The organism is Micropruina sonneratiae (assembly GCF_025972045.1).
GTDB lineage: Bacteria > Actinomycetota > Actinomycetes > Propionibacteriales > Propionibacteriaceae > Micropruina > Micropruina sonneratiae.
In genome coordinates this window covers 19,012-42,746 of the sequence record NZ_JAPDHX010000002.1, presented here as the reverse complement: position 1 = coordinate 42,746, position 23,735 = coordinate 19,012, and the positions used below count along the sequence as shown (strand labels likewise).

The 23,735-nt window shown below is 69.4% G+C and carries 21 protein-coding genes, 1 other RNA gene and 2 pseudogenes; 4 read left to right on the top strand and 20 right to left on the bottom strand.

Annotation, left to right across the window (positions count from 1 at the left end; genetic code table 11):
* Positions 1–41 precede the first annotated feature (41 nt).
* Positions 42–2,864 (bottom strand): preprotein translocase subunit SecA, encoded by a 2,823-nt coding sequence (secA, locus tag OIE40_RS05340; protein ID WP_483403791.1) that lies wholly within the window; start codon positions 2,862–2,864, stop codon positions 42–44.
* A 162-nt stretch (positions 2,865–3,026) separates the two neighbouring features.
* Here secA and OIE40_RS05335 point away from each other — a divergent pair, with 162 nt between their 5' ends.
* A complete protein-coding gene (locus OIE40_RS05335; protein WP_264700773.1) occupies positions 3,027–3,485 on the top strand; it encodes a helix-turn-helix domain-containing protein in 459 nt (152 codons plus the stop codon).
* Positions 3,486–3,495: 10 nt separating this feature from the next.
* On the top strand, positions 3,496–3,948 hold the full coding sequence (locus OIE40_RS05330) for a VOC family protein (RefSeq protein ID WP_264700771.1): 453 nt from the start codon (positions 3,496–3,498) through the stop codon (positions 3,946–3,948).
* 63 nt (positions 3,949–4,011) lie between these two features.
* Here OIE40_RS05330 and OIE40_RS05325 read toward each other — a convergent pair.
* From OIE40_RS05325 to OIE40_RS05295, 7 genes and pseudogenes are all read right to left on the bottom strand, one after another.
* Positions 4,012–4,366 (bottom strand): annotated as a pseudogene (locus OIE40_RS05325) (GntT/GntP/DsdX family permease).
* Positions 4,367–4,526: 160 nt separating this feature from the next.
* A complete protein-coding gene (locus OIE40_RS05320) occupies positions 4,527–4,697 on the bottom strand; it encodes a GntP family permease (RefSeq protein WP_264700770.1) in 171 nt (56 codons plus the stop codon).
* 13 nt (positions 4,698–4,710) lie between these two features.
* Entirely contained in the window at positions 4,711–5,145 is a 435-nt protein-coding gene (locus OIE40_RS05315; protein WP_264700768.1) for a GntT/GntP/DsdX family permease, read from the bottom strand.
* A 68-nt stretch (positions 5,146–5,213) separates the two neighbouring features.
* Positions 5,214–5,498: pseudogene (locus OIE40_RS05310) on the bottom strand (amidohydrolase family protein); the annotation flags it as partial.
* A 59-nt stretch (positions 5,499–5,557) separates the two neighbouring features.
* Positions 5,558–6,775: a winged helix-turn-helix domain-containing protein gene (locus tag OIE40_RS05305; RefSeq protein ID WP_264700767.1), complete on the bottom strand. Its 1,218-nt coding sequence runs from the start codon at positions 6,773–6,775 to the stop codon at positions 5,558–5,560.
* A 156-nt stretch (positions 6,776–6,931) separates the two neighbouring features.
* Positions 6,932–7,270 (bottom strand): P-II family nitrogen regulator, encoded by a 339-nt coding sequence (locus tag OIE40_RS05300; RefSeq protein ID WP_264700765.1) that lies wholly within the window; start codon positions 7,268–7,270, stop codon positions 6,932–6,934.
* Positions 7,267–8,634, bottom strand: coding sequence for an ammonium transporter (locus tag OIE40_RS05295; RefSeq protein WP_264700763.1), 1,368 nt, complete (start codon positions 8,632–8,634; stop codon positions 7,267–7,269). Before OIE40_RS05295 ends, OIE40_RS05300 begins: the two co-directional genes overlap by 4 nt.
* Before the next feature lie 241 nt (positions 8,635–8,875).
* Between OIE40_RS05295 and hpf the strand changes: the two genes are divergently transcribed.
* The gene (hpf, locus tag OIE40_RS05290) at positions 8,876–9,499 is read left to right on the top strand and encodes a ribosome hibernation-promoting factor, HPF/YfiA family (protein WP_264700761.1); all 624 of its coding nucleotides are present in this window, start codon (positions 8,876–8,878) and stop codon (positions 9,497–9,499) included.
* A 152-nt stretch (positions 9,500–9,651) separates the two neighbouring features.
* Here hpf and OIE40_RS05285 read toward each other — a convergent pair whose 3' ends face one another.
* From OIE40_RS05285 to OIE40_RS05245, 9 genes are all read right to left on the bottom strand, one after another.
* The gene (locus tag OIE40_RS05285) at positions 9,652–10,335 is read right to left on the bottom strand and encodes a ComF family protein (protein WP_264700758.1); all 684 of its coding nucleotides are present in this window, start codon (positions 10,333–10,335) and stop codon (positions 9,652–9,654) included.
* A 70-nt stretch (positions 10,336–10,405) separates the two neighbouring features.
* Complete coding sequence (locus OIE40_RS05280; RefSeq protein ID WP_264700756.1) at positions 10,406–12,115, bottom strand: LpqB family beta-propeller domain-containing protein; 1,710 nt, start codon at positions 12,113–12,115, stop codon at positions 10,406–10,408.
* A complete protein-coding gene (gene mtrB / locus OIE40_RS05275) occupies positions 12,112–13,662 on the bottom strand; it encodes an MtrAB system histidine kinase MtrB (protein WP_264700754.1) in 1,551 nt (516 codons plus the stop codon). Before mtrB ends, OIE40_RS05280 begins: the two co-directional genes overlap by 4 nt.
* On the bottom strand, positions 13,659–14,369 hold the full coding sequence (mtrA, locus tag OIE40_RS05270; RefSeq protein WP_264700753.1) for an MtrAB system response regulator MtrA: 711 nt from the start codon (positions 14,367–14,369) through the stop codon (positions 13,659–13,661). The genes mtrB and mtrA overlap by 4 nt, the downstream gene beginning before the upstream one ends.
* Positions 14,370–14,472: 103 nt before the next feature.
* A complete protein-coding gene (locus OIE40_RS05265; protein ID WP_264700751.1) occupies positions 14,473–15,381 on the bottom strand; it encodes a GAF domain-containing protein in 909 nt (302 codons plus the stop codon).
* Between the two features lie 63 nt (positions 15,382–15,444).
* A complete protein-coding gene (locus OIE40_RS05260; protein ID WP_264700749.1) occupies positions 15,445–15,762 on the bottom strand; it encodes an alpha/beta fold hydrolase in 318 nt (105 codons plus the stop codon).
* Between the two features lie 130 nt (positions 15,763–15,892).
* Entirely contained in the window at positions 15,893–16,453 is a 561-nt protein-coding gene (locus tag OIE40_RS05255; RefSeq protein ID WP_264700747.1) for a YqgE/AlgH family protein, read from the bottom strand.
* 456 nt (positions 16,454–16,909) lie between these two features.
* Positions 16,910–17,277: a transfer-messenger RNA gene (ssrA, locus tag OIE40_RS05250) on the bottom strand.
* Positions 17,278–17,339: 62 nt separating this feature from the next.
* Positions 17,340–17,957, bottom strand: coding sequence for a DUF1707 and DUF4870 domain-containing protein (locus OIE40_RS05245; RefSeq protein WP_264700745.1), 618 nt, complete (start codon positions 17,955–17,957; stop codon positions 17,340–17,342).
* A gap of 103 nt (positions 17,958–18,060) precedes the next feature.
* On the opposite strand from OIE40_RS05245, the gene OIE40_RS05240 reads away from it, so the two are divergent.
* Positions 18,061–18,828 (top strand): maleylpyruvate isomerase family mycothiol-dependent enzyme, encoded by a 768-nt coding sequence (locus OIE40_RS05240; RefSeq protein WP_264700743.1) that lies wholly within the window; start codon positions 18,061–18,063, stop codon positions 18,826–18,828.
* Between the two features lie 63 nt (positions 18,829–18,891).
* Here the strand turns inward: OIE40_RS05240 and OIE40_RS05235 are convergent, their stop codons facing one another.
* From OIE40_RS05235 to OIE40_RS05225, 3 genes are read right to left on the bottom strand one after another with little or no spacing between them, the layout of a single operon-like run.
* Positions 18,892–20,946: a glycosyl hydrolase gene (locus OIE40_RS05235; RefSeq protein ID WP_264700742.1), complete on the bottom strand. Its 2,055-nt coding sequence runs from the start codon at positions 20,944–20,946 to the stop codon at positions 18,892–18,894.
* Complete coding sequence (locus tag OIE40_RS05230) at positions 20,943–21,683, bottom strand: efflux RND transporter periplasmic adaptor subunit (protein ID WP_264700740.1); 741 nt, start codon at positions 21,681–21,683, stop codon at positions 20,943–20,945. Before OIE40_RS05230 ends, OIE40_RS05235 begins: the two co-directional genes overlap by 4 nt.
* A gap of 46 nt (positions 21,684–21,729) precedes the next feature.
* Positions 21,730–23,583 carry a glycosyltransferase family 2 protein gene (locus OIE40_RS05225; protein WP_264700738.1) on the bottom strand — a complete coding sequence of 618 codons (1,854 nt, stop codon included), beginning with the start codon at positions 23,581–23,583 and terminating at the stop codon, positions 21,730–21,732.
* Between the last annotated feature and the right edge of the window lie 152 nt (positions 23,584–23,735).

The following is a 23,735-nucleotide window of genomic DNA, read 5'->3' as shown; positions in this document are numbered from 1 at the left end:
ATCGGGGAGACGCGTCCCCCCGATCCCAGGTGCCGCTGCGATCAGTTCTTGCGGCCGTGGCAGAACTTGTACTTCTTGCCCGAGCCACACGGGCAGGGGGCGTTGCGGGACGCCCCGGCGTAGGGATCCTCGTCGACGCCGCCCACGTTCTCCGGCTCGCCGGTCTCGGACGGCGCCGAGTACGCCACCGGCCGCTGCTTGCGCTCACCCAGGCCCTTGGCCTTGACCACTGGGCGTGCCTTCGCGGCCTCCTCGGCCCGGGCGGCGACCGCCTTGGCCGTGACCTCGTCCTCGGTCTCGGTCTCGGTCGAGCCGATCAACTCGTCGAGCACCTCGGCCGACATCGGGACGCCGGCCGCGTCGGTCTGCAGGCCGACCTGCGGCTGCTGCTGCACGTTCACCTCGAGGTTGAACAGGAAGCCGACGACCTCCTCCATGAACGCCTCCATCATGGCGTTGAACATGGTGCCGCCCTCGCGCTGGTACTCCACCAGCGGGTCGCGCTGGGCCATCGCCCGCAGGCCGATGCCCTCGCGCAGGTAGTCCATCTCGTACAGGTGCTCGCGCCACTTGCGGTCCAGCACGGTCAGCAACACCTGTCGCTCCAGCTCGCGCATGGTGTCCTTGCCGAGCTGCTCCTCACGCTTGTCGTAGGCGGCCTGGGCGTCGGCCTTGAAGTCCTCGACGAGCTCGTCGGCGGTCATGTCGACGCCCTCGTAGTCCTCGATCTTCAGGCCGACCGGGTACAGCGTCCCCATCTGGGTCCACAGCCGCTCCAGGTCCCACTCCTCCACGAAGCCCTCGGTCGCGCCGCGCACGTACTGCTCGACGACCGAGTCGACGGTGCCGCGCAGCTGGGTTTCGACGTCCGCGCCCTCGAGCACGGCCCGGCGATCGCCGTAGATGGCGTGCCGCTGGCGGTTCATCACGTCGTCGTACTTGAGCACGTTCTTACGCATTTCGAAGTTCTGCGCCTCGACCTGCTCCTGCGCCTGCTGGATCGAGCTGCTGACCCGCTTGTTCTCGATCGGCACGTCGTCGGGCACCTTGAGCGCCACCATCACCCAGTTGATGATGTCGGACTTGAACAGCCGCATCAGGTCGTCCTCGAGGCTGAGGTAGAAGCGGCTCTCGCCGGGGTCGCCCTGGCGTCCGGAACGACCGCGCAACTGGTTGTCGATGCGCCGCGACTCGTGTCGTTCGGAGCCGACCACGTACAGGCCGCCAAGCTCGACGACCTCGTCGTGCTCGGCCGCGACCTGCTCCTCGATCTCCTCGATCACCGTCGGCCAGGCCGCCTCGTACTCCTCGGGGTTGGCCACCGGATCGATGCCCTTGGCGCGCAGCTGCGCGTCGGCCATGAACTCCGAGTTGCCGCCGAGGATGATGTCGGTGCCACGACCGGCCATGTTGGTGGCCACGGTCACCGCGCCCTTGCGTCCGGCGAGCGCGATGATCGCGGCCTCACGCGCGTGGTTCTTCGCGTTCAGCACCTCGTGCTTGACGCCGGCCTTCTTGAGCAGCTTGGACAGGATCTCCGACTTGGCCACCGAGGCGGTGCCGATCAGGATCGGCTGGCCCTTCTCGTGCCGCTCGGCGACGTCCTCGACCACAGCGGCGAACTTGGCCGCCTCGGTGCGGTAGATCAGATCCTTCTGGTCGACCCGGATCATCGGCTTGTTGGTTTCGATCGGCAGCACGCCCAGGCCGTAGATCTTCTGGAACTCGCTCTCCTCGGTCTTGGCCGTGCCGGTCATGCCCGCGAGCTTGTCGTACATCCGGAAGTAGTTCTGCAGGGTGATCGTGGCGAGCGTCTGGTACTCGTCCTTGATCTCGACGCCCTCCTTCGCCTCCAGCGCCTGGTGCAGGCCCTCGTTGTAGCGGCGTCCGATCAGGGTGCGGCCGGTGTGCTCGTCGACGATCAGCACCTCGCCGTCGAGGATGACGTAGTCCTTGTCCTTCTTGAACAGCTCCTTGGCCTTGATGGCGTTGTTCAGGTAGCTGATCAGCGGGGTGTTGGCGCTCTCGTACAGGTTCTCGATGCCGAGTCGGTTCTCGACCTCGGTGATGCCACCCTCGAGGATCGACACGGTCCGCTTCTTCTCGTCCACCTCGTAGTGGGTGTCCTTGACCAGCTTGGCGGCGATCTTGGCGAACTCGGGGTACCAGTCGTGGTTGTCCTCGGCCGGGCCGGAGATGATCAACGGCGTCCGGGCCTCGTCGACCAGGATGGAGTCGACCTCGTCGACGATGGCGAAGTGGTGGCCGCGCTGCACGCAGTCGTCGATCGACAGCGCCATGTTGTCGCGCAGGTAGTCGAAGCCGAACTCGTTGTTGGTGCCGTAGGTGATGTCGGCGGCGTACTGCTTGCGCCGCTCGGCGGGGGTCATCTGGGACAGGATCACGCCTGTCTCGAGCCCGAGGAAGTGGTGCACCCGGCCCATCTGCTCGGACTGGTACTTGGCCAGGTAGTCGTTGACCGTGACGATGTGGACGCCCTCGCCGCTCAGCGCATTCAGGTACGAGGGCATCAGCGCGACGATCGTCTTGCCCTCACCGGTCTTCATCTCGGCGATGTTGGCCCGGTGCAGCGCCACGCCACCCATCACCTGGACGTCGTAGGGGCGCTTGCCCAGCACCCGCCGGGTGGCTTCGCGCACCGTGGCGAATGCCTCGGGCAGGATGTCATCGAGGCTTTCGCCGTCGTCCAGCCGCTTGCGGAACTCGTCGGTCTGCGCGCGCAGCTCCTCGTCGGACATCGCCTCGTAGTCGGGTTCGATCATCGCCACCTGATCGGCGACCCGGCGCAGTTCCTTGAGCTTGCGCCCATCGCCCATGTTCAGCAGCTTGTCCAGTACACCCACGGCGGTATCAACACTTCCTGGTCGATGACATTCCCGCCTATCGTAGTGGGCCGACGGGACGCCGCCGACCAGTCGCCACCACGGAAGGTCGCGGGCGGCGCTCGCGCAAGGCCCCTCGCCCCGCGTCATCGTGGTCCGGCGCGGGATCCCTAGACTGGGCCGATGCCGGCCGCCCGCGCGCACGACGACGTCCTGGTCCATCTCAGGGCAGCACGCGAGCACGCCGACCGGTACTTCGCCGAGCCGATCGACCTTGCGCAGCTGGCCGCGGTCGCTCGGCTGAGCCGGTTCCACTTCCAGCGGCTGTTCACGGCCACCTACGGGCTCAGCCCGGCCGCCTACCTCTCGCAGCGACGGGTCGAACGCGCCCAGGACCTGCTGCGGGCCACGAATCTGACCGTCACCGAGGTGTGCCACGCCGTCGGGTTCACCAGCCTGGGCTCGTTCAGCTCGCGCTTCCGCGAGATCGTCGGCGAGACGCCGAGCGCGTTCCAGGCCCGCTACGCCGCGACCGGGGCGCCGCGCATCCCCGGCTGCCAGGTGTTCATGCGCGGGCTGGTCGAGACCGCACCGGAGTGGACCGCAAGGCAGGAGAAGCCCCAGCCGGGGTCGGCTGGCTAGCGTTCCCCGCATGATCACCAACGTTTCCCTCATCAGTGTGTGGGTCAAGGACCAGGACGCCTCACTCGCCTTCTACACCGACGTCCTCGGCTTCGAGGTCGGCGACGACATCCAGCTCGGCGAGGACTTCCGCTGGTTGACCGTCGTCCACCCGAACCAGCCCGAGTTGCACCTGCACCTCACCACGCCGGGGCCGCCGCTGTCCGACGAGCTGCAGGATTCGATCCGTCGAGCCCTGGACGCCGGGGCCATGCCCGGTGTCGGTCTCACCGTCGACGACTGTCGCGCCACCTACGAGCAACTCAAGGCCAAGGGCGTGGTGTTCCTGCAGGAACCCGCCGACCGTCCCTACGGCGTCGAAGCCCTGCTCAGGGACAACTCCGGCAACTGGATGGTGCTGGTCGAGCACCGTGACTTCGACCCGGACAGCCTCACCCGCGAGCAGGTCGAGCGGGCCGAGTAGGTCGCGCTCGAAGATCCCGGCGTCCGCCGGGATCTCCCCCGCCGCGATGACGGGGCGTGCGCACTAGTGAATGACGGTGAACAACGGCGGCGCCATCGCGAAGCCGACGACCGACAGCACGGTCTCGAGCACCGTCCAGGTCTGCAGGGTCTCCTTGACGCTCATGTTGAAGTACTTCGAGATGATCCAGAAGCCGCCGTCGTTGACGTAGCTGGCGATGATCGAACCCGCCGAGATCGCCATCACCAGCAGCGCCAGTTGCGGCTGGGTGTACTCGCCCGAGGTCAGGCTCGGGGCCAGGATGCCGACGGTGGACGATCGCCACCGTCGCCGATCCCTGTGCGATCCGCATGCCGCACGAGATTACGTAGGCCGACACGATCAGCGGCAGCCCCGCCGCGGACAGGGTGTTCGCCACCGCCGTGCCAACTCCGGTCGCCGCAAGAACCGCCCCGACGAACGCCGAGGCTCTGCTCGTGGGTCTTGACCTCGTCGGATTCGGCGACGATGCGGTCCTCGGGCACCTCGATGTGGATGCGCGTGCCGATCCAGGTTCCCCACAGGATGCCGCCCACGAATCAGGCGGGAATGCCGCAGGCGAGACCCATCACGATGATCCAGCCGAGTTCGACGTGGAACAGGCCCGCCGCCGCGACGGGTCCCGGGTGGGGTGGCAGGAAGGCGTGGGTGATCGACAGACCGGCCAGCAGCGGCAGCGCGCACAGCACCAGGGAACGACCGCCCCGCACCAGGGAACGTAGATCAGCGGGGCGAGGACGAAGATGCCGATGTCGAAGAACACCGGGATGCCCAGCACGAAGCCGGTGATCCCATGGCCAGGGGCGTCCCCTTCTCACCGAACAGTTGGACGAGCTTGCCGAGCAGCACCTCGGCGCCGCCCGAACGTTCCAGGATGGCTCCCAGCACGGTGCCCAGACCGATGATCAGGGTGATGTGGCCGAGGATGCCGGCGAAGCCCTTCTCGATCAGCGCGTCGGAGGACTTGATCGGCGTGCCGAACAGGGCCTCGATCGTCACACCGCCGGCCAGCGCGACCAGGACGCCGGTGCCGACCAGTGCGATGAACGGCTCGACCTTGACCTTGATGATCAGGAACAGCAACAGTGCGATGCCGACCGCGGCGAGTGTGAGCGGGCCGGCGGTGTCGTGCCGCAGCCAGTTGAGGAAGCCGTCCATCGTTCTCCTTCGAAGGGTTGGGGTGGTGGACCGGGCCGCGGCATCGTGTCGTCGGACCGGAGATCGGGTCAACCGACGGGCCGGGCGCCCTGCGTCGTGCGGCGCAGGGCCCGTCCGGCTCTGGCCCCGATGGGCCGGCCGTCGGCGATCGCGGGGGTGCCGTTGACGAACACCCAGGCGATGCCGGCCGCGGCTTGGCGCGGCTGCTCGAAGGTCGCCGTGTCGGCGATCGTTGCGGGATCGAACAGCACCATGTCCGCGGCATATCCCTCGCGGACCAGTCCACGGTCGACGAGCTTCAGCCGGGCGGCCGGACGTCCGGTGAGATGGTTGACGGTCTGTTCGAGGCTGAGTCCACGGGACGGTTCTCAACGGTCGATATCCGAACCGGGGGTGGGTTCTCCTGACCGTGTCAGTGGCGTACGGCGGCGGTGAGTTGCGCTGCCAGCGTGCCGGCCTCCGAGACCCGAACCGATTCCAGTCCGAGCCAGTCCGCCATCAGTCGTAGCTCGGCCAGCAATCTGGACGCCACCTGAAGTCCGCGCCGCTCGGCGAACGGCTCGATCCACGACGACTGCACCTGCAGGACGCCGGCGGCGCGGTCGGCCTTCAGGTCGACCCGGGCGACGATCTCGTCGTCGGCGAGGAACAGGTAGACGTAGTACCCGTACTCGCGGGCTGCGGCCGGGGTGTAGATGCCGATCCGGTAATGCACGTCGAACAGCTGCAGCACCCGCGGGCGATGATGCACCAGCGTGTCGAACGGCGCGATCAGCGCCTGCCCAGCGAGGCGTCGCGGGCGACGGACGCCGGACGCCAACCAGAACGGCTGCCGCAGCCCCGCCACGCGGACGGGCTCGAGGATGCCTGCGGCTTCGAGCCGTGCGACCGCCGCCTTGACCGCCTCTGCGCGCAGGTAGAAGTAGTCGGCCAGCGACTTCAGGTCGGCGACACCCAGAGCCCTGGCGGCCCGGCCGACCAGGGTGTCGTAGGACTCCTCATCGCTCGGATCGGGTGCCGTGAGTACCGGCTTGGGCAGCACCCGGCCATTGAGATCGTAGAGCCGTTCGAAGGCCGAGTTGCGAGCGGCGACGCCGACGATGCCGCTGTCGAACAGGTACTCGAGCAGGTGCTTCGCCTCGGACCAATTCCAGCCCCACTCCTGCCTGGTGCGCGTCTCTTCGTTCTCGATCTGCCTGGCGGTGAGCGGACCGGCTCGGCCGACGTCGGCGAGCACCCGATCGTGCAGATCGGGTTTGTCGGCGAGGATTCGCCGCACCTCACCACGCTCGCGGGCATTCCGCCGACGCATCGCCATCCGGAACGCGGGCTGAAGGGTGACGTCGATCAGGCACGCGGCGTGCGCCCAGTACTCGAAGAGCCGACGCGGGGCCCGCCCGGACGCCCGGTCGAGCAGTGCGACGTCGTAGCTGCCCAGCCTGCTGAACAACGGCATGTAATGCGCCCGCACCGCCACGTTCACCGAGTCGATCTGGAACTGGCCGACGGTGTCGATCACCTGTTGGACATGCCGCATCGTCACCGGCCCTGGCGGCCGGGGGCGTCCGAACCCCTGTGCCGCCAGCGCGACGCGTCGGGCCTGCGGCACGGACAAGGTCGGCGTGAGCATGAGCGGCATGCTAGCCACCGCCTCCGACAGATCTGCACCGTCGGAACTGTTCCCACGGACCGGAGCATGACGAAGGGGTTCCGAGTCGTCTCGGAACCCCTTCGCTGGTGACCGTGGCCGCGTCCCGTCCCCCACAGGATGCCTCCGCGGAGCCTGTCAGACGGCGGCGAGACCGCTCTCGCCGGTACGGACACGGACGACGTTCTCGACCGGGAGGACCCAGACCTTGCCGTCGCCGACCGAGCCGGTGCGGGCCGCGCCGGCGATGACCTGCACGACCTCCTCGACCTCGGGGTCGTCGACCAGGATCTCGAGCCGCACCTTGACGATGAAGTCGATCGTGTATTCCTCGCCGCGGTAGACCTCGACGTGGCCCTGCTGCCGGCCGTAGCCGGAGACCTCGCTGATGGTCATTCCGCCGACGCCGTGCCGAACCAGGGCCTTCATGGTCTGGTCCAGCATCTCGGGCTGGATGATGGCAGTTACCAGCTTCACTTCGAAGCTCCCGTCTTGTCGGTTTCGGGGAAGTCGTCCTTGCTGAGCACCAGGGTGCGGTGCACCCGGCTGGAGTAGTAGACCGGGCTGAGGTCGTAACCGGACTCACTGTGCTCGGCGAGGTCGACGCCGCCCAGTTCGTCGGCGGTGGAGATCCGCCACCCGACGGTGTGCTTCACGATGAGAGCGATCAGGTAGCTCATGACGAACGAGAAGATCATCAGCGAGAAGGCGCCGACAGCCTGACGCCACAGCTGTTCGAACCCGCCGCCGTAGAAGAGCCCGGCCACAGCCGGCTCGGCCGGATCGCCGGAGGTCGCGGGATCGGCAAGCAGGCCGATCAGCAGGGTGCCGACCAGGCCGCCGACGAGGTGCACGCCCACCACATCGAGCGAGTCGTCGAAGCCGAACTTGAACTTCAGGCCGACCGCGTAGGCGCAGGCCACACCAGCCAGCAGGCCAAGCAGCAGGGCGCCCAGCGGGCTGACCGCACCCGCGGCGGGTGTGATGCCGACCAGGCCCGCCACGATGCCGGACGCGGCGCCCAGCGACGTCGCATGCCCGTCACGCAGCTTCTCCACGACCAGCCAGCCGAGCATGGCGGCGGCCGTGGCGGCCAGGGTGTTCACCCAGGCGAGCGAGGCGAGGCCGTTGGCGGCCACGGCCGAGCCGGCGTTGAAGCCGAACCAGCCGAACCACAGCAGGGCCGCACCCAGCATGACGAGGGTCATGTTGTGCGGACGCATCGGCTTGGTGCCGAAGCCGATGCGGGGGCCGACGACCAACGCCAGGGCCAGTGCGGCGGTACCGGCGTTGATGTGGATGGCGGTGCCGCCGGCGAAGTCGATCGCCTGCACCTGGTTGGCGATCCAGCCGCCGACCACCGAGCCGTCGTCATTGCTGAAGGCGAACACCCAGTGGGCGGCCGGGAAGTAGACGAAGGTGCCCCACAGGACGGCGAACAAGGTCCAGCCGCCGAAGGAGGCGCGGTCGGCGATCGCGCCGGAGACCAGGGCGACGGTGATGATGGCGAAACAGGCCTGGAAGGCGACGAAGGCCAGGGCCGGGTAGCTCGCCTCAGGGTCGAGGGTCAGGAGAGACTCCAGGCCCGCGTACTCGAACGGGTTGCCGATGATGCCGAGCCCGCCGACAGAGTTGCCGAAAGCCATGGAGTAGCCGAACAGCACCCACAGCACACCGATGACGCCCATCGAGATGAAGCTCATCATCATCATGTTCAACACGCCCTTGGCGCGGACCATGCCCCCGTAGAAGAAGGCGAGACCGGGAGTCATCAGGAGCACCAGGGCGGCGCTCGTGAGAATCCAGGCGGTGTCGCCCGAGTTCAGTTCAAGTAGTGTCATGGCAGAACAATCGCTGTTCGGTGTTTCCCCGGCGTTCACGCCCGGTTACACGCAGATTGCGTGGTGTTACAGCTGTGTTGCGACTCGCCCCCGGGCTCACAGGCGTCTCTCTGGCAAACCTCAGGTTGCATCAGTAGGTTGGACACATGGCGCCTCGGCTGCTCCACCCGCTGACACGGGTGAGCCGGGCGCCTTTGCCCTAATCCCTGCGCGAGCAGGGCCCGATCTCCAGGAGGTAGCAGTGGACGTTCTCGTCACCGGCCGGCATTGCCAGATCAGCGACGACTTCCGTGCCCGCGTCAGCGAGCGGCTCAGCGGGATCGAGAAGCTCAAGGACCGAGTGATCCGCGTCGAGGTGCAGGTCTCGGCCAACCCGCACGCGCGACAACCCGACCAGGCCACCACCGTCGAGATCACCCTGCGCAGCCGCGGACCGGTGGTTCGGGCCGAGGCCAACGCCGACGAGAAGACGGTCGCCTTCGAGCACGCCCTGGACCGGCTGAAGTCGCAGTTGCGACGTGCCGCCGACCGGCGCAAGGTGCACCGCGGGCTGCGCGCCGGGCAGCAGTTCGGCGCCCCCCCGCTGGCCCCCGCGTCCCAACCCGAGCAGGACCGGCCCGAGATCCGCAAGATCGCCGGCCTCGAGGTGCACGGTGACGGCCCGCTGGTGGTCCGCGAGAAGCTGTTCAAGGCGACCCCGCTGACCCTGGCCCAGGCCCTGGACGAGATGGAGCTCGTCGGCCACGACTTCTTCCTCTACGTGGACGCCGACAGTGGCGCCCCGAGCGTGGTGTACCGGCGCAAGGCCTACGACTACGGCGTCATCCACCTCGACGTGGAGGCCGCGGGCGAGCAGAGCGCCTGAGGCGCATGGAGGGCCGCTGAGATCCCGGCGTCCGCCGGGATGACGAGGGCTGGGCGGCACGAATGACGAGGGGCTGGGCCGCAACGACTGACGAGGGCTGCCGCACGAGTAACGCGCGACTCGAAATCCCGCCGGGATGACCGGCCGGGACGTCAGGGCGGGTGCGGCGGACGGCGGCGGGGCGTCGCTGCCACCACAGCCGCGCCCAGCACCTCCCGGCTGTTCGCGCGCAGAACCCGGGACGCCTCGGCAAGGGTTGCGCCCGAGGTGACGATGTCGTCCAGCACCAGCACCGCCCCGGGCGGTCCCGGCACCACCCGCATGCTGTGTGCGCGGTTGGCCGTCCGGTCGGTCGCCGACAGCCCCACCTGGTCACGGCCGGCGGACAGCCGAAGCAACCGGCCGGCGGAGACCTCCAGGCCCAGCGGACGCAGCCCGCGGGCCACCCGACGGGCGAGTTGCCCGGTCAGGTCGAAGCCCCGCTCGGCCACCGTCCGCCGGCTGGAGGGCACCGGCACCAGCAGCACGGCACCGCCCGGCCAGGTGTCGTTCAGTGCGGCGGCGGCGCTGCCCAGGCACAGCTCGGCCAGCAGCGGCACCAGGCCGAGACCCTGGCGTTCCTTGCAGGCCAGGATCGTCGCCCTCAGCTCGTCGGCGTAGGCGCCCCGCGCCCAGGTCGGCGGCTGACCGGGGGCTCCCGTCACCCGTCTCGGCACACCGGCGCGAATCGTCTCCACACACGACGGGCAGGTGACCGGGCCGGGGCGTCCGCAACCGCAGCAACTGCCGCCCCAGGCCAGATCGGCGGTCGCCGCCAGCAGCCGGCTCCAGACCATCGTCCCACTGTGCCCCGCCGCGCCCCCCGGTGGGAGGTTGTCCACAAGGCCCAGCACTGGCGGACCGCACTCAGGGCAGTGAAACGGCGTCCACGTCCTGCAGCCACGGCTCCCAGGTGAAGTCGTCCACGAAGCGCCAGGTCTGGCCGTCCGGCCCCCGCAGGACCGCCCGGCCCGACGCCGACACGGCCAGTTGCGCCGCGCCGGCGGCATCGCTCGGACCGACGTCGGTGGCCACCGCGCCGGCACTGTCCACGCTCACCACGCGCGGCGCCCCGCCTCCCCCGCCGGCGCCGAGCAGCACCAGCAGATCGGCCGGGCCGGCCCACCCCACGTCCAGGGCGGGCTGGCCGCTCGGCGCCCAGGTCGCCCCGGTCAGCTCGCGCCAGCCGACGAACCGCACGCCGTCGGCGCTGCGCACGACGGCGGCGGTGCCCAACGTGCTGCGACCCTGGTTCTCCACCACGAGTGCCACCCGGACGCCGTCCGGGGCGGGCGAGAACGCGCGGATCGTGCCCACCGGGAGCCCGGCCGCGTCCACCGCGATCTCCTGGCCGTCGCGGACCATCCGCATCCGCTGGCCGCGCCCACGATCGAGCACCACCCATAGCTCCCCCTGACGGTCCCAGCGGACGTCCGCCAGCCGCGAACCGGACATCTCGGAGCGCACCACCCCGTCGCGGACGCCGACGCTGCGCACCCGGGTGCCCTGGTCGGTGATCACAGCGACACTGCCGCCGTCGTAGCGGGCGTCGATCGCGCTCGCCCCGCCGATCGACTGGGCCAGCGACAAAGGGTCCGCGGACGGGTCGACCCAGCTGGCCCGCTGCATCGAGCCGTCCCGGATCAGGAACACCCCCTCGCCGGTGCTTGCCGGTTGAGGGGCGCCGTCACCGAAGTCGGCGGTGGTCAGCACACCGCCCGCGGTCCCCAGCTCCCACACCGCACCGTTGCCCCGGATGCGCACCTCGCTGACGCCCTCCAAAGAGGTGAGCGACCAGACGAGCTCGGCGGCCAGTGACCGGCGCGCCTCGGCGTCGAGGAGGTCCACGCCGCCGGTCAGGTCGACGGTGGCGGCGCCATCCGCCGCGAGGGCGACGCTCGGCACGTCGATCGAGCCGTCGGCTGCGGGCCCCGCGCGCAGGGCTTCCTCGAGCCCGCGCGAAGGACCGGCCAGGATGGCGCGCACGGTCTGCACCAGACCGATCGTGCCGCTGGGCACGAACCGGGGGTCCGGCACCAGCCAGGAACCCGAGTCGTCCCACAGGCACACGTCGGAGCGCACCCAGGTGCTGGCGAACAGCGACTGCGAGATCAGCAGCCCGGCCGGCGGCCGGGAGATCCGCCACTGCCCGTCGGCGTCCCTGACGAGCCCGAAGTCGTGGTGGTACTGGGTGCTGGCCGGCGTGAAACTGCCCTGGGTGTCCACCGTGCCGATCAACGGCGCGGTCAGCACCACGCCCGTCCCGCTGACCTGCGGCGGGTATCCCCCCGAATACACCTCCACCCCGGTCTCCGGATTCCACTCGCCGCTGGCCTGCGGGGTGAGGAACTGCCGGGCGACCGAGTAGCCGGGCTGGTAGGTGGCCATCGCGTGCAGGAACCCCTCCACGATCAGGCCGGGCGACGCCCCCTGCGCCGGCGGGACCGGCGCGATGTCGACGCCGGGGTTGGCGGGCTGGACAGCCGGGCTGTGCCGCTCGACCGGGCCGCTGGTCGGGACCGTCACGCAGCCGGCCAGCACCAACAGCGCCAGCAGCGGCACGAGCACCCGCCTCATGCGTTCACCCGGGCGTCGGAGGGCACCACCGGCCATGGCGATGATACGAAGCCGCCACCGGAGTGCTTGGGGACGGTGAGCCGGAATTGCGCCCCCTGGCCCGGACGCCCCCACGCATTCAGCCAGCCGCCGTGCAGCCGGGCGTCCCCCAGCGCGATCGACAACCCCAGCCCGCTGCCGCCGACGGTGCGACGCCGGGCCGGGTCGGCGCGCCAGAAGCGGTTGAACACCTGGTGGGCCTGGGCCGCGCTGAACCCGACCCCGTGGTCGCGAACGGCGACGGCGACGGCGGCGTCGTCGGCGCGGACGTGCACGCTGACCGGGCGGCCCTCCCCGTGTTCGATGGCGTTGGTGATGAGATTGCGCAGGATGCGCTGGATGCGACGGACGTCCACCTCGGCCAGGCAGGGCTCGGGGGCGTCCAACACGAGCGGGGTGCCGTACCGCTGCGCAAGCCGGCGTTGGGCGGCGAGCTCGTCGGACGCCAGCTGACTGAGGTCCACCTCGTCGACGCTGAGTTCGGCGGCGCCGGCGTCGAACCGGCTGATCTCGAGCAGGTCGGTGAGCAGCATCTCGAACCGGTCCAGCTCCTCCGAGAGCAGCTCGGTGCTGCGGGCCGCCAACGGTTCGAAGGTGTCGCGGTGCTGGTAGAGGACGTCTGCGGCCATCCGGACTGTCGTCAGCGGCGTCCGCAGCTCGTGGGAGACGTCGGAGACGAACTGCTGCTGCACCAGCGAAAGATCCTCCAGTTCGGTGATCTTGCGGTCCAGCTCGGTGGCCATGTGGTTCATCGACCGGGCCAGGCCGGCCAGGTCCTCGGTGCCGACCACGGCCATCCGGTCGTCCAGGTGGCCCGCCGCCAACCGCTCCGCGGCCAGTCGCGCTGCACGGATCGGCCGCAGCACCTGCAGAGCGATCAGGTACACCATCACCACCAGCCCGACCAGCACGATCGCCCCGGCGACCAGGGTTGCCCGCTGCACCACCGCCAGGGTTTCCGCCTCAGGCTGCTGGGTGAACAGGAAGTACACCGGGTAGCGGATGCCGGCGGTGTCGGTGAGCGCGGCCCCGATCGCCAACCCGGGCACCGCCTGCCTGGCGTCGGCGAAGCGGATCTCGGTGGGGGTGGAGTACACCCCGTCCGGGCCGAGCACGGCCAGCCGCAGCGACTCGGGCACGCTGGAGTAGTCCAGGCCCGCCGATCCGATGTCGGAGACCGGGCCGGCGACCACCACGTAGTACTGGTTGCCGACCGACCCGCGGTAGGCGGCGTCCCGGGCGAGCTGGGTCAGTCGCTCGTTGATCGAGGCGGTGCGCTGGTTGATGGTGCGCAGTTCGCGCTGCATCCCGTCCAACACCACGGACGCCTCGGCCAGGCTCGCCTGCTTGCGGCCGTCCAGGATGCCGCGGGAGGACTGGTCCATCAGGAACCAGCCGGTGGCCGCCAGAATCGTGAGGGCGGCCACGAGCGTGGTGACGACCACCCGGAACGGAAGCGACCGCGACCAGGGGGTGCGGCCGGTGCGCTCGGCCGCCTCGTCACTCATGACTCCCCGCGGGGATCCCCGGCCCGATAGCCGACGCCGCGCACGGTGACGATAATCTCCGGGCGCTCGGGATCGTGTTCGATCTTGCTGCGCAGGCGCTGCACATGGACGTTGACCAGGCGGGTGTCCGAGGCGTGCCGATACCCCCAGACCTCCTCGAGCAGCAGTTCACGGCTGAACGCGTGCCGCGGACGCCTGGCCAGCGCCAGCAGCAGGTCGAACTCCAGCGGCGTCAGCGCGATGAGCTCGGCGCCCCGGCGTACGGTGTGCTCCAGGACGTTGATGGTCAGGTCACCGATGCTCAACAGGCCGGAGTTCTCGGTCGGCACGTGCCGGCGCAGCCGGGTGCGGATGCGGGCGAGCAGTTCCTTGACCTTGAACGGCTTGGCCACATAGTCGTCGGCGCCGGCCTCGAGCCCCTCGACCACGTTGCGGGTGTCGGACTTCGCGGTGAGCATCACGATCGGGACGCCCGAGACCGCACGGATGTCGCGGCAGACGTCCACCCCGTCGCGGCCCGGCAGCATCAGGTCGAGCAGCACCAGGTCGGGACGGTACTTCTCGAAGGTCTGGAAGGCCCGGTCGCCGGAACTGCACCAGGCGGCGTCGAACCCGTCGGCGCGCAGCACGAGCTGCAGCATCTCCGACAGCGCGACGTCGTCGTCGACCACCAGGACGCGTTGCAAGCGCTGCGTGCCCTCCGACACTGCATCCCCCCGTCCGCGGTGCTCGGTTGTGGAATGCCAGCGAGTGTAGTCGCCGCCGCCGCGTCGGCGTGGACGTCGAGCGTGCAGCGGCGGCGTCCGAGTGTCAGCGGGTGTTCCCGCGGCGCCGCAACACCTCGGCCGGCGGGGTTGGTTCGATCGTGACGTTGGGTGCGATCCGATCGGGGCGGGCGAGCAGCACGCCACCCAGGCTGCGCCGCAGCCGCGAGATCTCCGCCCGCACGCTCACGTGGTGCTGGTCGTCGCCGAACCGGGCCTGCGACAGCTGGCCGGCGCTGACCCCATTCGCCCACGGCTGCGCAGCAGATAACCGCCCTGCACCGGCTCGGCGGTGCAGGCGCCCAGCCCCGGCACGACCATCGGGACGCCGTCGCCGGGCACCGCCAGCCTGCCCTGCAGCGCGATGCCCTGAGTGGCGGCCACCCACCCGTCGACGTCGATCAGCACCGCCGCGCCCCGCAGCGTCGAGAGCAAGGCCCGATTGCGCTCGCAGGCCGGCCAACGACACCTCCCGCTGCCGCCACAGGTCGGCCTGTGCGAGCCGGACCGCCGTACGCACCAGGGCAACGGTCTGGGGGTGCGCGGTGCGGGCATCGCCGCTCAGGTTCACAACGCCGAGCAGCTCCCCGGTGCGGGGGTCGTGCACGGGATCGGCGGTGCACGTCCAGCTGTGCAGGGTGCGCGCGTAGTGCTCGGCCGAGAACAGTTGAACCGGAGCCTCCTCGACGAGGGCGGTGCCGATGGCGTTGGTGCCGACGACCTGTTCGGTCCACAGCGCGCCATCGGAGAAGCCGACCCCGTCGGCGCGCCGGCGGACAACCCGGCTGCCCGCCCGCCACAGGACGATGCCGTCGGCATCGGTAACCACCATCAGCAACTCGGCCAACTCTGGATGACCTGCTGCATCTGGAAGTACCAGAAGTAGAAGCTCTTCTTGATCTGCGAATAGGTGCCAGAGGTTCTCTCCGAAGATGTCGAACGGCGGAATGCTCATGATGACCGCCCTGCCCCACAGTTCGGGGGCGCGACCCAGCGCTCCCCAGGCCCCCACGGCACCTCACTCTTGGGCCAGCAGCACGGCGTCCGGACCCCCTCCGAGGGCCTGGGCGAGCGCGATCTGATCGGCCACCATCACACTGGTGTGCACGTGGTGCCGCAGGGGCGGCAGTTGGGTCGCCGCGAACCCGCGCCCGAACGGGGCGACCGCGTGGAAGCCGGCGTCCGCCAGCTCCCGTAGCAGGTGTCGATAGGTGAACGGGGTGTCGGGGAAGCCGTGCATGCACAGGGTCAGGGGCCCCTCCCCGGCCTCCACGTACTCGAAGGTGAGGCCGTTGGCCCGCACCTGGCCTCGGCTGAAGTCTGACGACTCTGTCATGGCGGCGCCTCCCTCGCGGCTGCTGGTTGGACGCCCTGAGGCTAGTCCGGGCACGCACCCCGGCAGCAGGGTTGCAGCAACGATGCACCCGCCCGGCGCTCAGGGCGCTCGGGCGGGGCTGCCGTTGGGGTCAGTTGCGCTCGGGGGTGGCCGTCCAACTCGCCAGCAGGGCCAGGTCGCCCCCCTGACGCCGCAGCACGCGCCGCCACAGCGTGTCCGGATCGCGATCGTAGACGTCGGCGTAGGTGGCCCGGACGACGTGCCACCAGCCCTGCTCGAGTTCGTGCTCGAGCTGGCCCGGCGCCCAGCCCGCGTACCCGGCGAAGATCCGCAGGTCCCGGTAGGCGCCCTCGGCGATCTCGACCGGGGTGTCCAGGTGCAACAGCCCGACCGCGTCGAACAGGGACCGCCAGCCCGGCGGTTCCTCGTCCGGACGCTGCGGCGACGCGAGGCAGATGGCACCCTCCTGGGACACCGGGCCGCCTTCGAACAGCACCTGCGGCTCGCTCACCAGCGGCGCCCAGGTAGGCAACGCGCCGCGCAGGTCGATGGTCGCCTCGCGGTTGAGCACCACCCCGAGGGAGCCGGAGTCGTCGGCGTCCAGGACCAGCACGACGCTCTGGTCGAACACGCCGTCGCTGAGTTCGGTGCTCGCCACCAGCAGCACGCCGGGCGTGGCATCGACGTTCATCGTTCTCGCCCTCTCACCAGCCCAAGCATGCCACCGAGGCCGGACGGCCCGCAGCGCCCAAGGGGGTGGCCGGCGGGACCCCCTCCGGATGGACAGGACGGTTCTTCCGGTCCGCTTTCGGACCCGAACCGTCTCCCCTGCACCAACCACTCCGTCCGGAAGGGCTGCCCGCTTGGGCCGGCCCGCCGCTGGCCCGGAGGCCGGCCGTTCTCAGCAACGCCCAGTAGTCGCAGGAACGCCCACTACTTTCGGGTCACAACACGAGAACAGTCACGGTTCCTGAAAGCAGTCGGTGTTGCAGAGAACGACAGGACCCCGCGACGCCCCTCGGCACGAAAGCGGCTGCGAGTTCCGAGCGACGTCCACCCGGGGCCCGCCACCGGGCCGCAGGAACGCCCCCAGACCGGGCGGGGTCCGGATGCAACGATGCCCACCCCGGTCGGGGTGGGCATCACAGGGTGGAGGTGGGGGGAGTCGAACCCCCGTCCTCAGAAGGTGAACCAGGACTTCTCCGGGCGCAGTTGACCAGTCGGTTTTCTCGGCTCCTACCCTCGTGTCAACCCGTGGTAGCCGAGCCCAGTTCCAGTGAAGTCCCGAGCCGCCCCTGGAACCCAGGCGGCTCAGCAAGCCTTCTAAACGAGGCCAGGAACCGGACGGAAGGCTACGTCCGGGCTGACCCTTCGGTCACTGCTCAGGCAGCGAGAGCGAAGTCTGCGCGATTGTTGTCGGCAGTTATTGGTTGTGCAGAATCGTTAACGAGATGTCCTGCATCCTCGGCCCGCTTCTCCTGGGACTACCGTCCCGAGTCGAAACCAGTCACCCCCTGTTGAGTTGTGTCGCGCTCACCGACCCGGACGAACCGGACATCGGCGAGCACATCAGTATATCAACGTCCACGCTCGGACAAAACTTCCCAACCGACGAGGCGCCGCACTGGGTTGCTCCAGTCACGGCCCTTCGCGGCCGCCACCGCCCCGATGACGGTCAGCACCAGCCAGATGACCATCCAGATCCGCGCCACCGGGTTGGCGTCGCCGGGCAGGATCCAGCCGATCATGGACGCCGCCAGACCGATCGCGGACGCCACCAGCTGCCAGTTGAACGCCTTCGCGGCCTCGCGCCGGGCCGGCGACCCGACCGGGCTCACCGCCCAGATCACCAGCGGCCCCAACAGCCAGGTGAGCAGCGGCGACAGGTGGGCCGCCACCGCCATCGTGGTGCTCCCCCGTGCCGATCGGGACGCCGGAGCGACGAGAGCGGCGTTGACCGGCTCGGACGGCGTCCGGTACCCCTGCCAGGACCCCGCCGGTGGCATCGGCGCCTGGCCCTCGACCGCTGCGGTCAGTTCGGGCAGCCGCTCGGCCATGATCACCGCCGACATCCGGGCCTCGAACTCGTCGGCGCCCAGCAGACCCCGCTGGTGCGCGTCCCGGAGCTTTTGTTCGGCCTGAAGCCGGTCGGCGGCGGACACGTGGTCCACGGGGGCGAAGAAATCGTTGGTCATGGGCACAGCCTTCTCGCGGCCCCGCGGGCAGCCAATCGGGCGGCGCCCTGCCCGTCCCCCGAACGGCACCTCAGGGTGCGCCGGGACTCACTACGGTTGGGCCATGCCCAACACGCTCGAGTTCGCCGACCTGGGCGAGGGAATCGGCAACGCGACCGCGGTCATCCGCGGGAACGCCACCAGTGCCGGGTTGGACGCCATGGTGCCGACCTGCCCGGGCTGGACGGTCCGCGACCTCGTCACCCACCAGGGCATCGTGCACCGCTGGGCGACGGCGGCGCTGATGACCGGCATGCTGGAGCATCCCGGCCCGGAGGCTGAGGCCGAGGCAGAGGCGGCGCCCGACCTGCTGGAGTGGTTGGACGACGGCATGGTGGGGCTGCTCAACGCCCTCGCTGGGGCGCCGGAGGACCTCGAGGTGCCGTTCTTCCTGCTGGACGCTCCCCCACCCCGCCAGGGCTGGGCGCGCCGGCAGTGCCACGAGACGACCATCCACGGTGTCGACGCGATGGCCGCCCGGCTGGGCCGGCCACCGCGTCCGGACGAGGTGTGGTTCACCCCCGCCCTGGCCAGGGACGGGATCGACGAACTGCTGCTGGGCTTCGCGCCGCGTCGCACGTACAACCCGACCCACCACGAGGAGCGGCAGGTCGCGGTGCGCACCGATGACGGCCTGGGCAACTGGACGATCAGCCTCGGGCCGCAGGGGTACTCGGCCACCACCGGCAGCGATCCGGACGCCGACACCGTCGTGACGGGCAGCGCCCGCGCCCTCTACACCGGCTTGTGGAACCGTGGCCGGCACTTCACCGTCGAGGGTGATGCCGAGCCGGTCGATGCCCTGCTGGGACAACTCACGGTGACGTGGTGAGGGCTCGCCGGTCGAGCGCGGCTGGACCCAGGGGTCCGGCCACACTCGACCAGCGGCCTGTGCTCAGGACTTCAGGCTGAGCAGCCAGGCCAGCGTGTAGCTGTAGGTGTTGCCGTCGTCGATCAGCTTGCGGTCGAAGCCGCGCAGGGCGTCCAGGGCCTTCACCCGGGCGTCCTCACCGGCCAGCGCGGAGTACATCAGGATGTAGTCCCCGTACTGCTGGTCGAAGCCCTTGCTGCCGATGCCCTCGGTGACGTTGGCGTTGATCCGTTCGGCGTCGGTCTTCAGCTGGTCCGAGGACGGGCTGACCGGGATCAGCAGGATCGCCAGGGCCGCGGCCGGCTCGGCCGAGAACCAGGTGGCGTAGTCGCGCTTGCCGCCGAAGTTCAGCGGCAACACCTTGTGGCCGAACCCGGAGTAGACCGGGTCGGACAGGTCGAAGTCGGTCCAGTAGGCCCGCGCCGCGGACGACTCCAGGGACTGCATCCACCGCGCCTCGACCTCCAGGTTCTTGTTCCCGGACGCCCGCGCCCACAGGGTCAGCCCGGCGTAGGCGGTGACCGCCTCGGAGGCCGACTCCTGGTTGTTTCCGTCGGCGAAGGGCGAGGTGCCCGAGGCCCACGAATGCGACGCGTAGCTGTCGAAGTTGCGCCGGGACCCGAAGTATTCGTTGCTCGGCGATGTGGCGATGTCGGCGGCCAGCAGGTTCATCACCGGCGCCAGCTTGGTGGCCAGCTCGGGATCGTCGGCGGCCAGCACCCCCGCGGCGTACAGGAAGTAGCCGTAGTGGAAGTGGTGGTCGTTGTACTCGTCGGAGCCGAACGACGGCGTGTTGCCGACGATGCCGGAGTTGGTGGTGTCGTAGAAGAAGCAGAACGCGGCGCGGGTGTCACAACCCTTTGGCTCGGCCCACTGCAGCAACTGGGTGGTGACCCGTTCCTTCAGCTTGTCGGCCTCGGCGTCCGCGCCCACCTGCCGTGCGATCTGCCACAGCTGGGCGTCACGGTAGAGCGCCTTGCCACCGAAGTAGGTGTCGGCCGGGTACGCGCCCAGCGCAGCGACATCGGTCTTGATCGAGTCGGCCAGCTCGGACTTCTCGTCCGCGCTCAACCCGGACAGGTCGAGGCCGGTTCGGGCCGTGTAGGTCGGGTCGGTCCAGGTCAGCTCGTTGCCGGCGTAGAGGGTCAGGGTGCCGTACGAACTGGCGTAGGTACCCAGCGCCTCCCCCGCGCCCTGCAGGGTGCCGGCCTGGTGCGGCATCGCCGCGAACGCCGTCGAGCCACCCTTGACCGTGTCGTAGCGCAGGGTGGTGGTGACCTTGTCGGCCACCTCGTAGGACGCCGACGTCGCCTTCAGCGGGTCGGCGGCCAGGGCCGCCACGGCGTCCAGGCTGCCCCCGTCGGGGACGGGGAACCAGGTGGCGGTCTGCCCCTCGGCCAGCTTCACCGAGGTGCCCGACACCTCACCGCCGGTGACCAGGCCGTACTCGGCGGCACCGCCCTGAACCGACCAGGCGTCGCCGTGGGCGGCGAACGGCAGGTTCGTGGTGAGCGTCGTGCCGGCCGCCGCGGTGAACGTGACGAAGGGCGAACCCTCCGCGATCGTCACCGTGCCGACCGTCGTGCCGCCCGACGTACCGGTCAGCGTGACCGACAGTTCGTCGTAGCCGGTCACCGACCAGGTCGTTTGCGAGCCGGTGCCGACGCTGATGATCGGGGCGTACCCGCCCATGATCGTCTTGGCCGTGGTGGTGACGGTGGGCAGCCCGAACGAAAACCCCTTGCCGTCGACCCCGAAGCTCAACGGCAGCGGGAACACCGGCTGGGCGGTGTCGCCGAAGACCAGCCCCGAGAACCACTTGTTGGTGGGCGGGATGAGTCCCTCGCCCAGCCGTTCGGGCTTGAGGTCCTTGCCGGCGGCCTGGACGATGTCGGACACCAGGGGCGCCACCTCGTCGGTGCCGAGCACGGTGGCGGACGTCCCGGCCGCCTCGGTCTGCGGGGCGGTGGCCCCGCTCGTCGCCGTCGGGGACGGCGACGAGCAGGCCACCAGGGTCGTGATCAGGCCGCCCGCGACGGCGCTGAGGAAGGTCCTTCTGGTGGTATCGATGGCGATCACCTCAGTCCGATCTTGGTGAAGAAGGCGAGCATGGCCTCCGACGGCCCGGCGAGCCAGCCGTCGTCGCGCAGGTCCATGATCACCGTCACCGGCGTGTCGAGCCGGGTCAGGGTGCTGAGCGAGGCGTCCGTCAGCGACGAGCTCTCGACGCTGACGTAGGTGATGGCCGTGCCCTGGTCGTCGGTCTTGACGTCCACGCCGGCGACGGTGCCCACCAGCAGCTGGTTGTTGGGCAGCACGATCCGGGCGGGCGCGCCGATCTCCACCCGTCCGTAGTCGGTCGGCTCCAGTTCGAACTGGGCGGACACGGTGCGCTGGCCGTCGGAGACCACCACAGCCATCTCCGAGCCGCTGTTCAGGTAGCTGCCGTTGACCGCCTCGATGGAGGCGACGTAGCCGTCGGCGACCGCCTTGTAGGTGATGGTGCCGTTCTTGGTGTCGATGTCGTAGGCCTCGGTCGACGACGGCTTCAGGCCGTTGCCCACGTCCTGCTGCAGCTGGACGCTGGTCAGGGTGAACAGCTCTTGGCCCGCCCGGACGGTGTCGCCCTGCTTGACGTAGACGTCTGTCACGACGCCGCCGTAGGAGGAGCCGATGATCGAGGTCGGCGCTTCGACGGACGCGCTGGTGCTGGCCACCTGGGACTGGCGCTGGTTGAACAGCACGGTGAGCGCGAAGACGAGTGCGGCGATGCCCAGGATGCCGCCCCACAGTTTGAGTCGATTGATCCAGGTCATGATTGCTTGCCTCAGAACTTTCTGGTGATCGGGTTGGGGTGGGTGGTCAGTTGATGCCTGCGGTCTGGACCGCACGCTCGGGGGAATGGTCGGCCGGACTCGTGGCCACGGGGGCTGCGGCGAGTTCCGCCGGAGAAGACTCCAGCAGGTCGGACGCCACCTCGGCCGGGGCCGTCGCCAGCAGTTCCACCTTGTGCCGGGCCTTGGCGATCTCGTCGCGGCCCAGCGTCGTCGGGGTACCGTCGGTGAGCACGGCGTCCTCCAGGTCGACATCGGTCGGGTCGGCGATGCCCTGCACCTCGCGGGCCTCGTGGAAGCCGACGCCGATGAAGGCGCCGATCGCCAGCGTGTTGACGACGCTCCAGAAGGTCGCGACGTTGAGCTGGCCGAGGTTGACGTCTCGCCAGATCGACACGATCGACGTGCCCAGCAGGAAGACGAAGGTCAGCACCTGCGGGATCATGAAGTTGAACGCGGAGGACTTCTTGGTCGTGCCGGTCACGTGCCACTTGGTGTCCACCCCGACGAACGCGTTGCGGAACGCCTGGATGTAGATCGGGAACGAGTTGGCGGCCAGCAGCAGCACCTCCCAGCGGAAGGTGCCCAGAGTGAGCGCCGCCAGCAGGATCTGCAGGATGTAGAAGCCCGCATAGAACATGAACCAGGTGAGCACATCGACCTGAAGGTTCACCGGGTGCAGGTCGAAGAAGACCTCCAGGGCCGGCACGAACAGCAGGATGCCGGGTGCGATGCCGGTCAGGTAGAAAGTCGCGGTGACGAAGTACATGAAGCGCTGGTCGAGCGTGAGCTTGCGCTTGGGGTTGAACGGGTTGTGCGTGAACAGGATCTCGAAGCCGCCGGTCGCCCAGCGCAGCTGCTGCTTGGTGTAGGCCTCGATCGTGTCGGGCGCGTCACCCACCGCCAGCGTCTTCGCGATGTAGATCGACTTCCAACCCCGCTCGTGCAGCATCAGCGAGGTCCACACGTCCTCGGACTTCGACTGGGTGTACATGCCGCCGATGTCGAGCACGGCCGCCCGGCGGAACATCACGTTGGTGCCGACGCAGAACGCCGCGTTGAACTCGGTCCGGCCGGGCTGGATGAACCGGTAGAACATCGACTGCATGTAGCCGGCGCCCCGGGAGATGATGTTGTGCATGTTGCCGTAGGTCTGCGGCGTCTGCACGAACGCGACGTTGGAGTCGACCATGAACGGCAGGGTCTCCTCGAGGAACTCCGGACGCGGCACGAAGTCGGCGTCCAGGATGACGAAGTAGTCACCCTTGGCCACGGTGAGAGCGTTGTTGACGTTGCCCGCCTTGGCGCCGTGATTGGTGAGCCGGCGGATGTAGCCGATCTGCAGGCCGGCGGCCATGTCGCGGACCTCGTCGGACTTCCCGTCGTCGAGGATCCAGGTGTTGTGCGCCCCGCGGACGGCCTTGGCGGCCTCGGCGGTGCGCCGGATCACGTCGATCGGCTCGCCGTAGACGGTGATCAGGATGTCGACCGTCGCCTGCTCGCCGTCCAGGTGCAGCGGCCACTGGGTGGGGTCGTAGGTGACCGTCAGTTCCTCGTTGACCGCGGGGTCGTAGAGGGTGCGCTGCGCATCGTGGAAGGCGAACGTCCGCGGGTCCTTGTGGCCCGCCAGGATGGCCCACATCGCCATCAGTGCGTGGAAGATGAGGATGACCTCGGCGACGATGACCATCGCCCAGGGCAGGATGTCGCCGCGGTTGTCCGGGTTCAGCAGGAACCAGGCGTAGGCGATGATGCCCAGCGTGGCCGCGATGGACACGGCGACCATGACGGGCGTGTACGGGTTCTTCGTCCGGGCTCGACGGGCCTCTGGTGCGAGACCGTCGACCGGGGCGAAGTCGTTGGTGATGATGGGTGTGGACATAACTCTCCCTTGGGAGCGCATCTTCGAGTGGAATAGCAGCCTCGTCCGCGGGTAGCCGCGGGGGCTTGGTTCACCGGCCGGTGAAGCCGGCTCCGGGGAGTTCGGGATTCGTTCCTCGCCAGGAGTTGTCCACCACAATAGGCACGACCGGG